We start from the raw sequence: 12181 nt of genomic DNA, 5'->3' as shown, positions 1-12181 counted from the left end.
AAGAAAAATTTCATTCCAAATTAAAACTTTGAATTTGCCCTGCCGACCTCACAGGTTTGGGAAACCTGGTAGGTCTACATTTTAAAACCTTTGAGGTTTATTTAGTATCCCAATTAATAAAAGGGTTAGGCACAACTACACCATTTGCTTCAAAAATTTCCTTGATCTTTTTTACTGCTTCACTGCGTGCCCTGAGTTGATCTATTTGTTTGAACTTGGAGATCCAGAAACGAATTAAAAGTTTTATGGAGCCGGGTGCGAGCTCGGTGAAATAAATTTCTAATTCTTTTTTATTGTTGTAATTAACTTCTTTAAAAGCGTTTTGTATAAGTGATTCTATTTTATGAAGATCTTCGTTGTAGGAAATTCCAATATTAATGTCGATGCGAATTTCTCCATTTAATGTGTAATTTATTAAGGGATTTCCCAGCACTAATCTATTTGGAATTTTAACATCAACACCATTGGTTTGGCGAATGGTGGTGTTGCGTAAATTTAATTCCACAATAATTCCTAAAAATCCGTTAGAATCCACAAAATCTCCCACCTTATAACTCTTTCTGGTGGTCATGATAATACCTGCTATTGCACTGGAAAGAGTGTCCTGCAATGCAAGACCTAAAATCAAACCGAGAATTCCGGCACCTGCAAGAAGGGAAGTTACCGTTTGATTTAGTCCTAAAATACCAAGAGTGATAAATATTCCAATGGTAATAAAAATGATGGAAATAAAACTCGCCATTACCGTTGCAATGGCCGCATTTCCATCTCTTCGGTGTAAGATCTTTGTCGCGATTATTTTTACAAAACGCGAAAGAATAAATACTAATATTATAAATACCAGTGCAGTTAAAAAAATGGGCCAGCGATGCGCGATAGTATCACCCCATTCATTGAATTTTAACCACGGATTATCAGATACTGTTTGTTGTAATACCATCACACTATAAAAATACAACGAATAAAATGAATCAGGGTTTCCAGATTACATTTTTTCCTTTAAATATTTACCGGTGTAACTTTCTTTTACCTTTAGTATCCCCTCAGGTGCACCTTCATAAACTAAATATCCGCCCTTTTCGCCACCTTCCGGACCGAGGTCGATAATATAATCACAACATTTAATGATCTCCAGATTATGTTCTATTACGATGATACTATGCCCGCAATCGATAAGAGCGTGAAAGGCATCCAATAATTTATTAATATCGTGAAAATGTAATCCTGTTGTTGGTTCATCAAAAATAAATAATACATGTTCCCTGCCTTTTCCTTTTCCGAGAAAACTAGCGAGTTTAACTCGTTGTGCTTCTCCTCCCGATAAAGTGCTACTGCTTTGTCCGAGTTTCACATACCCCAATCCAACATCAAACAAAGGCTGTAATTTATTTACGGTTTCTTTTTCTGCTTTCAGAAATTCCAGTGCTTCTTCCACACTTAATTGCAATAATTCGGAAATATTTTTCCCGTTGTATAAAACCTCCAGTATCTCTTCCTTAAATCTTTTACCATTACATTCATCACAGGTTAAATGCACATCTGCAAGAAATTGCATTTCCACAATAATCTCACCTTCCCCTTTACAAGTTTCACATCTTCCTCCATCCACATTAAAACTAAAAAATCCTGCTTTGTAACCTCTTATTTTTGAAAGTGGCTGACGAGCATATAATTCGCGAATTTCATCGTATGCCTTAACATAGGTTACAGGATTGGAACGCGACGATTTCCCGATCGGATCCTGGTCAACCATTTCAACCTGCGTTATTTTTTTAACATCACCTTCAATTGTTTTAGAAATAAATGCCGTGTCGCTGGTATCATCCAGCATTTTCATTAGCTCAGGATATAAAATATGTTTAATGAGTGTAGTTTTTCCTGAACCACTTACACCGGAAACTGCAACCAGACTATGAAGCGGAATATGAACATCAATTTCTTTTAAATTATGCATCCGTGCATTGCGCATCACAATTTTGTTGGAAGATTTGCGGCGATGTTTTGGAATGGGAATTTGTTTTTTATTTGATAAATAATTTCCCGTTAAACTATTTTTATCATGTAATATAGTATCGTAATTTCCAATACTTGTAATTTTTCCACCGTGAATTCCGGCCTCGGGTCCAATATCAATAATATGGTCTGCATTTTTAATTACCTCTTCCTCGTGTTCCACCACAACAACGGTATTTCCAAGGTCGCGTAAATTTTTTAATACTTTTACCAGGCGTTCGGTATCTCGTGGATGTAATCCTACACTTGGTTCGTCTAAAATATAAAGGGAGGAAGTTAAATTACTTCCTAAAGTACGCGTTAAATTAATGCGTTGTGTTTCGCCACCACTTAAGGTGTTACTTTTTCTATTGAGTGTAAGATATCCCAATCCGAGGTCGAGCATATATTGCAAACGATTCTTTACTTCCAATAAAATTCGCGAAGCAACCTTTTCTTCAAATACAGTAAGTTTAATATTCTTAATAAAAACTGCAAGATCTTCAATTGGCATATCTATTAAATTGGAAATAGATCTGTCATTTATTTTCACAAAATTTGCATCACTGCGAATTCGTGAACCCAAACATTCGGGGCAAATAGTTTTTCCGCGGTATCTTGCCAACATAACGCGATATTGAATTTTATACGCGTTCTCTTCCAGCATTTTGAAAAATTTATTTAATCCGTCAAACCACTCATTACCGGTCCATAAAAGTTCGTATTGTTCTTTAGTTAAATTATATACCGGCTTATGAATAGGGAAATCAAATTTGCCGGAAGTTTTAACTAATTCATCCAACCATAATTTCATTTTTTCTCCTTTCCAACAAGCAATTGCTCCCTGAAAAACAGAAAGATTTTTATCTGGAAAAACAAGATCCTTATCCACCCCTATAATTGTTCCGAAACCTTCGCAACGTTTACATGCTCCATAAGGATTATTCTGATTAAAAAAATGTGGGCTCGGTTCTTCAAATACAATTCCATCTGCTTCAAAACGATTGGAAAACATGCGTTCAGAATTTCCTTCCACCTTAATTATACATGAACCATGTCCCTCATAAAACGCAAGATCAACGGAATCGGCGATGCGCTGACGAGCTTCTTCTTTTAATGCGTGATCACCTGCATATTCATCTTCCGGTTTAATAATTATCCTATCGATCAATAAATAGATGATTGCATTTTTTTTCACCAATTTCGGATTCTCCGCAACCTCATCAATTTTTACAATTGTTTCATCAATATAAAATCTCGTAAATCCTTTTTGCTGATAGATGCGGGCAACTTCGTCCGGCTTTTTACTTTTATCGGAATTTAACTCCACAATAAGATAGACTTTGGAGCCATGCGGTAGTTGTTCCACATGATCCACCACATCGCTCACCTCATCCTTTTTTACAGCGCGACCGGAAATTGGACTGTAGGTAGTTCCAACCCGGGCAAATAACAATCGCATATAATCATAGATCTCCGTCAGGGATCCAACCGTTGATCGCGTGGTTCTGGTGGTAACTTTTTGGTCAAGGGCGATGGCAGGCGAGATTCCACGGATGTAGTCCACATCGGGTTTGTCGAGCCTGGTAAGGAATTGCCGGGCATACGACGACAAACTTTCCACATAACGGCGTTGGCCTTCCGCGTATAAAGTGTCAATGGTAAGGCTCGATTTTCCTGATCCGCTTACTCCGGTAACTACCACAAGTTGATTTCTGGGGATGGTTACATCTACATTTTTCAGGTTGTGCTCCCGGGCACCTTTTATAAATATTGCGTCTGAATGGTCGTATTTATGATTATTTTTCTCTTTCAAAGGTGTTTTATTGAAACTTTTGTAAAAAAATGACGTAAAGTTTGTCCATCTTGTTTGTTTATTTCAAAACAAGAGTATATTTGCAATAACAAAACTTCAAAACTACTGCCTATAAGGTTAAAACTACACTAAAACAGTTATTCAAATTTTAGTTCATTTTTAAAGCACAACCTTATTATGATGCAGGCCAAAACTTTTCCTGATGATCAGCTTGTACAGCAGTATCTGGCTGGTAACGAATCTGCCTTAGGCGAGCTCCTCGATCGCCACAAAGATAGGATTTACACGTACATTTTTCTATTTGTGCGTGACACATACACTGCAGAGGACCTTTTACAGGAAACATTTATTAAGGTGATCGACAAGCTGCGAAGCGGCAAGTATCAGGAGCAGAGCAAGTTTCTACCCTGGTTAAGCCGTGTGGCCTACAATCTTTGTATTGATCATTATCGCCGTGAAAAACGTTTACCAAAAGTGATCAACCGTGAAGGATTCGACATTTTCTCCGTTTTGAAATTTTCGGAACCCGGAGCAGAAGGCAAAATTATCGAAAACGAATTTTCAGCCAAAATTCGCAAGATTCTTGAGCATTTACCGGACGAACAAAGAGAAGTGGTGATATTGAGACATTATATGGATATGAATTTCCGGGAAATTGCGGAACTTACAGGTGTGAATATAAATACCGCACTTGGAAGAATGCGATATGCCCTGATCAACTTGAGAAAACTGATGGAAGAAAAAAATATTTCCATCTGAAACAATAATCGTTTTTAGCGCGGCGTTTTAGTTTCATTATTTAACCTAAAACTGTTTGCATGACTAAAAACATTACTCAAGACAATCTCATTCGTTACATCTATCAAGAAACAACCGCGGAGGAAACCGACCTTATTGAGGAGGCGCTCCAAAGTGATTGGGAATTGAAGGAACTTTATGAAACACTTTTAGAAGCAAAAGCAGAGCTGAATAAAGTGGAAGTTAGTCCTTCGCAAAAAGTGATAGATAAAATTCTGAGCTACAGCAAAAATAACGCTCCGATGGAGCACTGGCTGTAAAAAATTAAAATCCCGGCTTTGCCGGGATTTTTTTTTGTTTTCAAGCGGACGCTTGGTTGAACTTTGGCACAAGCGAAACGCTTGCGCCATTTTTCTTTTTTTTTACCCGGAGGGTAAAAAATGAAGTTGGTATAAATTGTTGCAGAAAAAAAATGAGTTATTTAAACAGTGAGCTAATATCCATAGATAAAAAATCCACAACATCAATTCCGGTATATCCTATGATTAAAGATTTTTCGGGTTTAAATCTTTTATTTAATGCTGATAAACCTGCATGAGTAATTCGCATACCACTTTTAATTTCAATTGCGATAATTCTTTCTCCATTTTGAATAACAAAATCTACCTCATCATTACCTTCTCGCCAGTAAAATAATTTATAATTATTTTTTCTACATTCATTTACAAGAAAAGCACCACAAGCGCTTTCGAATACTCTTCCCCAATAAGCAGGATCAGATTTTGCTTCTTCAAATGAATTTACTCAGCACATTGAGTAATTTTACTCAATACATTGAGTAAATTGTTAAAATTCTCTAAAACCCTTTCTGTCATTGAGTTCCAATCGTACAAACTCAAAAAAAAATCCTGACTTCAGTCAGGATTTAAAAAATTGTCAATTGTCAATTATCCATTGTCAATTATTTAGACGTTCATCATTACCGGCATCACCAACATCAACAAGTCTTCTGCTTCATCACTTTCGGTTGGTAATAAGAGGCCGGCGCGGTTTGGAGTGGAGAGTTCCATGCGCACTTCTTCGTTGTCCATTGCGTTGAGCATTTCCAATAAGAATTTTGCGTTGAAACCAATTTCCATATTATCACCTTCGTAAGTGCAATCCAGTCTTTCGTTTGCCTCGTTAGAGAAATCGAGATCCTGTGCATTTACCATCAATTCGTTTCCTTTAATTTTCAGAATTACCTGATGTGTTGTTTTGTTGGAGAAAATGATAACACGACGCAAAGTATTTAAAAAGTCAGCGCGGTTTATGGTAAGTCTGTTCGGATTTTCTGTAGGAATTACTGCATTATAATCAGGATATCTTCCTTCTATCAAACGGCAGATCAATTTCACATTATTGTAGGAGAAAAATGCGAAAGAGCTGTTGTAGGAAATAGTTACCTGAGTTTGTTCACCGGGTAAATTAGCTTTCAACAAGTTCAATGCTTTTTTCGGCATGATAAGCGAGGCAGGATTATCCGTTTTTGCATCTGTTCTGCTATATCTCACCAATTTATGTGCATCAGTTGCAACGAAATTAATTCCGTCTTTATTTAGCTGAAATAAAACACCGGTCATTGGGGGACGGAGTTCGTCGTTACCCGTAGCGAAAACTGTTTTATTGATCACCTTCTGTAAAACTCCGGAAGGAAGATTGATGTCTGATAATTTATCGTCGCTGGAAACACGAGGAAAATCATCGCCATTTTCGCCGTTGAGTTTATATTTACCGCGATCAGTAGTGATTTCCACCTGAGAACTTTCTTCATCAATAGAAAAAGTAAGAGGCTGTTCAGGAAGGGTTTTTAAATAATCAACCAAAATTCTGGCGGGGATGGCAACTTTTCCTTCCGATTTCGATTCAATATCCATCCAGGTGGTTATGGATGTTTCAAGATCGGTTCCGGAAATAGTGAGTTTGTTCTTCTCCACTACAAATAAAAAGTCTTCCAGGATGGGCAACACTGTATTCGGACTCACAACGCCATTTACCGTTTGGAGATTGCGTAATAACGCAGTAGTACTTACTATAAACTTCATGTGCAATTTTTTTCGATTACAGCAAAGGTAAACATTCGAAGTAAAACTGTTTTCAACATTTGGTGGATTTCAATTTATATTTGAGACATGATAACACTGAAGGGTTTTGTTGTGGTTGGAATAGCCTGTTTATCGGTATTTACACGCTTATCGGCTCAAACGGGGGAGAAACCTTATTCCATTACTTTAGAGGAAGTTACCTGGACAGATTGGCCGGGCATGCATTCTTTTGTTAAAGGGGAGTGGGATGGCCGCTGGATCTTAATGACAGGACGCACGGGTGGTTTACACGGATTTTTACCTCCAAACCCCTTTCCGGTAACCGAGGCGAATAATAAAATACATATGATGGATCCGGTTTCGGGTGAACATTGGAGTGTTTTTACCAATACTTTGCCAGATGCAATGAGCGATCAGTTGCGCTCCACCAATGCGCAGTATTTTCAACGCGATAAATATTTATATATAATTGGAGGATATGGAAAAGATACACTGAGTGATATTTTGATCACCTTCCCAAATTTATTAGCTGTTGATCTTGAACAACTTTCTGAAGCAATAATTAATGAAACAGAAATTGTTTCTTCATTCCGTCAAATTACAGATACTTTTTTTTGTGTAACAGGAGGTGAAATTGAAGTGTTGCCCAATGATGAAAAAATATATTTATTTGGAGGTCATGTATTTACAGGTGAGTACAGCAAACCCGCATCTGATGCATTTACACAAACATATACGAATGAGTTGAGAAAGTTTATTTTGGAAGATGATGGAATTGATATTGTAGTGTCAGATATTGAGGTAATTAAAGACACTGCAAATTTTCACCGACGTGATCTTAATTTCGAACCGGTTGTAAATCCCGGAGAACAATTCGGACTTGCAGCCTTTGCAGGCGTTTTTCAATATGAGGCAGATTGGGTGTGGTTTAATCCTGTATATATTAATGAAACAGGTTATGCTGTTGATGAAAAATTCAAACAAAAATTAAATGCTTATACCTGTCCTGTGATGCCGGTATATGATTCCGTTAGTCAGAATTATTACGCAACATTTTTTGGTGGAATAAGTCAGTTTTATCACAACGAAGTAAGTGACACTATTAAAGAAGACCTGAATGTGCCTTTTATTAATGATATTTCTACAATAATAAAATATGCCGATTGTTCAACGGAACAAATTTTGGAACCCATTAAATTTGATGCTCTGCTAGGCTCTAATGCTGTTTTTATTTTAAATGAAGATGTGCCACATTATTCGAATAAAGTAATTCAATTACATAAAATTTATAGCCAAACTTTAGCGGGGTATATTTTTGGGGGGATAGATGCACTTGTTCCGAATTTTACACCTAGTTCGGCGAGTAATCGCTTGTTTAAAGTGTGGATAGATTATGAGAATCCATTGGGAGTAAATGACAATAAACAAGGTGAGATAAATATTTATCCAAACCCTGCATACGATCAAATTTTAATTCGTAATTCTTCTTTATATACTATTAAGACCCTTCAATTAATAAACAACTTAGGAGTAATTATCTCTGATAAGAGTATTAATTTATTAAATGGGAATACATATACTATCTATCTGAATAATTTACCTTCCGGAATATATTTTATTAAAATGGCATCAGAAGAAGAAACAAGTATTAAAAAAATAATAATTGAGAATTAAAACCTATCGATCTATTTTTTGATCAGTGCTTCGTTCAAGGTATTCACCCCGGCAGGTCTCTGTCTATAAAAATAATCCGGCCCTACCAATAACTTTCCGAATACGAAATTTTGGATAATGGCAAGGTCGTTATCATTATTAAAAATACCGTAGTATTTATCGAGATCAAATTCTAAGGGTTTATCGTCGCTGGTGTATTGGGTTTTTGTACGGTAAGTGATGGGCCGATAATAAATTTTTAATGCAGTGGTGACCTTATTTTTATCTGTCACCATTATTTCGCAGGCCGGAGTGGAAGAAAGTAAGGAATCTTTTTTCTCCGGTTCGTTGATGAAATATTCGGCATTTAACATTTTGAATTGTTTCAGATAAAAGGATATTATTTCCGAATTAGCGGAACTTGTTCTTTTCTTAATGGAGGCAACATCGTATTTACCTTCATTGGTTTTGATAATGGAGAAAGAAGAATCTTTTAAACCGGGATAGTTGATATCTAACTGAATAATATCTTCCGGCTTATAGGTAAAAATATTTTCGCTTTTCCAATCTGTTTCATCGGTAAAAAATACGGTGGAGATACTTCCCGAAAAACCCGGAATATTTACAACAAAGGTGTGTTCCGATCCTTCCATTAACATAAAATTACCGTTCAAGGCATCAGAATATTCGCCAATGTAAAAACCTTTTGTTTTTTCACCCTTGCTATTGAATATTTCCACCTTGGTTCTTTTTCCTGCGATGCTTTTCACAACATTATTGTGCATCGATTTTGCAACAGGTACTTTTACTTCCAGTTGATGTAATGTGCGCAGAAGGTTGGAAATTGCATCGGGCCTGGGAGTATATTTTTCGTTTAAAAGCCAAGTGCTATTTTTTTGTTCGAGGTTAATTGTTTCACCTTTCAAGTTGGATAAAATTATTTTACTAATTTGAGTAGTATCCTCAACGGCAAAAGCGGTATCCTTTTTAGAATAAGAACCCAAATTCTTTTTAATGATGGTGAAATAAGCAACCACCGCCAATACCAAAAACAATATAAAATATAACCAGTTACGATTCATCAGGATGCATATTTACGGTTGCGGATGAAAAAATAAATTCCGCTGAAAAGATATAATAAAATGAGTGGTGCTATCATATTCAACAATTGCCATTGAATTCGGTTCTCTCCGGATCTTTGTTCATCCAGGGGTCTCAATTTAATTTCCTTTGCTCTGGTTTCGATCAATCCATTTTTATCGCAGAGGTATTCCACACAATTCATGGCGAAGTTCTTATTGCCATAAACGTATTGTTCTATATAATTAATTCCCAAAATATCGGGTTTCCCTTCTTTGTTCACGTAATTTTTAATCAGGTCGCCGTCGCTGATCAATATTTGTTTGGATGGTTTTCCCTTTTCAATAAATTTTTTATCCTGATATCCGTAACCACTATTATGCAATTGGGTTGCGGTTGGTTTTAGGGATGAAAATGCGGATTTGAATTCTCCTTCCAATAGAACGGCAACCGGTAAATTCGGTTTATTGTATTGTTCATCCGTAGGCGCAAGTTTATCGTTCACGATATTAAAATTGATGCGTGCCGGAACATTTAAATAGCGACTTAGGTTGGAAGTGGATAATAATATTGTTTTAGTAATGCCGGGCACCGCAAGTGTGTCGATAGTACTCACGAATTTTCCTTCTACGGCGTCTACATTTTTACTTACAGGATGTTTACTATTATAATTATTCAGCACAGGATTATAAGGCCATGGTCGCTGCACGAAATTTTCGGAATTGGCAATTGGCGCTTTAATATGGGTACATTGTTTATCCTGAATAATATTTGAATTGATACGTGCTCCATATTGAATGAACTGATCGGTTAAATTAAGTTCTCTGTCTATAGCCATGAACTGCCCTTGTCCGGTATATAAACTATCATATTCCGCAATAACTGGATCTATAAACCACAATACATTTCCACCCTGCATAATGTATTGATCAATTATAAATTTTCCTTTCTGAGAGAACCCAACTAAAGGTTTTGCAACAATTATCGCTTTTACCTCCTTTGGAATTTCGAAGGTGCTGTCGTCCTCCAGATCAATTTGTGTTACGTTATACAATTCATTTAAGGATGCTGCGATATCATTTAATTCCAGTCTGTCGAGTTCGCCATGTCCTGAAATAAATGCGACATAGGGTTTTTCTTTTTCCGTTAATTCACGAATTGCTTTTGTGAAATTATATTCCAGCAACGAAATAGAAACGGAAGGATCACTATCCGGAGTTAGGGGCAAAGGCATGGTTCCGCGGTCGATAAGTGGAAACGACATTTGCAGATCTTTATAATGAAGAGAAACAAAGGGGAATAAATATTTTACGGATGCTTCATCTGTTGCACTTTCGAAAAACTGAACGGAAAATACCCCGTTCTCTTCCAGGTCGATAATAAAATCTGTTTGATTATTTTCATCGGGAATGGAGAAAGGATCAAAAACATCATATTGAATGTTATCTCCCCCATAATTTTTAAACTGGTCGAGTAATTCGGTTGTGGCCTGTTGAAGCCTTTGTAAATTAGGTGTCAGATCACCGGCAAGATAAACGCGGACAAAAATGATATCCTCCTGTTTTTCCAATAAAACTTTGGTTGGTTCACTTACCGAAAATCTTTTTTCCTCCGTAAGATCAAATCGGAAAAATAATCCCGATGCTAAAAAATTGATCAGGATTATTATTGCGAATAACAATATTAATCCAAGAATGGATCGCCGTCTGTTTTTTTTATACTGTTTATCGATCACTGATTTTTTTATTTTGGATCACGGATTTTAAAGGATTAAGGGATTTCACGGATTTTTTTTTGGATCACGGATTTTTTTATTTTGGATCACAGATTTTATGGGATTAAGGGATTTCACGGATTTTTATTTTTTGTTTATTGTATTTTGGTATAATTTTTTTTCAAGGTTAAATCGAAGTAAAACTCATTACTCATAACTCATTACTCATAACTCATTACTCATCCCCTCACCATCTCCTGCTTCCCAACGTTGTTTTTGTCATTAATAAAAATATTGTTACCATACTTGTAAAATATAAAACGTCTCTCAGGTCGATATATCCTTTGCTGATATTTTGGTAATGGCGGTTGATGCTTATTGCATTAAAATAGGTATCAGCGGTTCCGACAAATGCCGGAATGAGTGAAAGGGAATCAAATGCCAGATAAAAAAAGAAACACGCAAACATGCCGGCAATAAAAGCAACTATCTGATTATTGGTAATACCTGAGGTAAAAATAGAAATTGCCACAAAGGTGGCACCTAAAAATACCAGTCCGATATAGGAACCGATTATTCCTCCCGTATCAACATTACCGGAAGGGGATGCCAATGCGCTGATAGTGAAATAATATAAGATGGTGGGTAATACCGAAAAAATTACCAAAACAAGGGCGGCAAAATACTTTCCTAAAATGATCTGCGTATCTGAAATTGGTTTGGTCGTAATAAATTCGATGGTTCCGCTATTTTTTTCTTCCGCAAACGAACGCATAGTAATAGCGGGAATTAAAAACATAAATATCCAGGGAGCAAAACTGAAAAAGGAATCGAGTGTGGCATATCCATCATCGAGAATATTAGTTTCCGGAAAAACCCAGGCGAATAAACCATTGGCCACCAAAAAAATAGTTATGGCAATGTAACCGATAAGGGAACTGAAAAATACGTTGAGTTCTTTTCTGAAAATAGCCAGCACTGTAAACCTAGTTGGTGATAAGAATGCAAATTTACCCTAAATGAGAAAATCTTTGGAATTTGTATCAACATTTTGACGTAATGGTGATTTTCCATTCAGGGTATACCCTAAACGAGAAGATTTTT

At 36.4% G+C, this 12181-nt stretch carries 9 protein-coding genes and 1 pseudogene; 3 read left to right on the top strand and 7 right to left on the bottom strand.

Annotation, left to right across the window (positions count from 1 at the left end; genetic code table 11):
• Positions 1–97 precede the first annotated feature (97 nt).
• A complete protein-coding gene (locus IPI31_01935; protein MBK7566560.1) occupies positions 98–943 on the bottom strand; it encodes a mechanosensitive ion channel in 846 nt (281 codons plus the stop codon).
• Between the two features lie 42 nt (positions 944–985).
• Positions 986–3766, bottom strand: coding sequence for an excinuclease ABC subunit UvrA (uvrA, locus tag IPI31_01930; protein MBK7566559.1), 2781 nt, complete (start codon positions 3764–3766; stop codon positions 986–988).
• Between the two features lie 222 nt (positions 3767–3988).
• On the opposite strand from uvrA, the gene IPI31_01925 reads away from it, so the two are divergent.
• Positions 3989–4567 carry a sigma-70 family RNA polymerase sigma factor gene (locus IPI31_01925; GenBank protein ID MBK7566558.1) on the top strand — a complete coding sequence of 193 codons (579 nt, stop codon included), beginning with the start codon at positions 3989–3991 and terminating at the stop codon, positions 4565–4567.
• A gap of 59 nt (positions 4568–4626) precedes the next feature.
• Positions 4627–4866, top strand: a complete 240-nt coding sequence (locus tag IPI31_01920) for a hypothetical protein (protein ID MBK7566557.1) — start codon at positions 4627–4629, stop codon at positions 4864–4866.
• Positions 4867–5023: 157 nt separating this feature from the next.
• On the opposite strand, the pseudogene IPI31_01915 reads toward IPI31_01920, so the two are convergent.
• Together IPI31_01915 and dnaN are read right to left on the bottom strand one after the other, a co-directional pair.
• A pseudogene (locus IPI31_01915) lies at positions 5024–5332 on the bottom strand (DUF4143 domain-containing protein).
• A gap of 179 nt (positions 5333–5511) precedes the next feature.
• A complete protein-coding gene (dnaN, locus tag IPI31_01910) occupies positions 5512–6630 on the bottom strand; it encodes a DNA polymerase III subunit beta (GenBank protein ID MBK7566556.1) in 1119 nt (372 codons plus the stop codon).
• An 87-nt stretch (positions 6631–6717) separates the two neighbouring features.
• Here dnaN and IPI31_01905 point away from each other — a divergent pair, with 87 nt between their 5' ends.
• Entirely contained in the window at positions 6718–8304 is a 1587-nt protein-coding gene (locus IPI31_01905; GenBank protein MBK7566555.1) for a T9SS type A sorting domain-containing protein, read from the top strand.
• A gap of 11 nt (positions 8305–8315) precedes the next feature.
• Here IPI31_01905 and IPI31_01900 read toward each other — a convergent pair whose 3' ends face one another.
• From IPI31_01900 to gldF, 3 genes are all read right to left on the bottom strand, one after another.
• The gene (locus IPI31_01900; GenBank protein ID MBK7566554.1) at positions 8316–9365 is read right to left on the bottom strand and encodes a DUF4340 domain-containing protein; all 1050 of its coding nucleotides are present in this window, start codon (positions 9363–9365) and stop codon (positions 8316–8318) included.
• Positions 9365–11098 carry a gliding motility-associated ABC transporter substrate-binding protein GldG gene (gene gldG, locus IPI31_01895; GenBank protein MBK7566553.1) on the bottom strand — a complete coding sequence of 578 codons (1734 nt, stop codon included), beginning with the start codon at positions 11096–11098 and terminating at the stop codon, positions 9365–9367. Before gldG ends, IPI31_01900 begins: the two co-directional genes overlap by 1 nt.
• Positions 11099–11324: 226 nt before the next feature.
• Positions 11325–12056, bottom strand: a complete 732-nt coding sequence (gene gldF, locus IPI31_01890; protein ID MBK7566552.1) for a gliding motility-associated ABC transporter permease subunit GldF — start codon at positions 12054–12056, stop codon at positions 11325–11327.
• Positions 12057–12181: the final 125 nt, after the last annotated feature.

The sequence above is a fragment of the Bacteroidota bacterium genome, from assembly GCA_016706865.1.
Lineage (GTDB): Bacteria > Bacteroidota > Bacteroidia > Chitinophagales > BACL12 > UBA7236.
This window is presented reverse-complemented; position numbering and strand designations above follow the sequence as displayed.

Excerpts from the sequence above, each read along its gene's own strand:
- IPI31_01925 (MBK7566558.1), top strand. The coding sequence starts at position 3,989 with ATGCAGGCCAAAACTTTTCCTGATGATCAGCTTGTACAGCAGTATCTG.
- IPI31_01920 (MBK7566557.1), top strand. The coding sequence starts at position 4,627 with ATGACTAAAAACATTACTCAAGACAATCTCATTCGTTACATCTATCAA.
- dnaN (MBK7566556.1), bottom strand. The coding sequence starts at position 6,630 with ATGAAGTTTATAGTAAGTACTACTGCGTTATTACGCAATCTCCAAACG.
- IPI31_01905 (MBK7566555.1), top strand. The coding sequence starts at position 6,718 with ATGATAACACTGAAGGGTTTTGTTGTGGTTGGAATAGCCTGTTTATCG.
- IPI31_01900 (MBK7566554.1), bottom strand. The coding sequence starts at position 9,365 with ATGAATCGTAACTGGTTATATTTTATATTGTTTTTGGTATTGGCGGTG.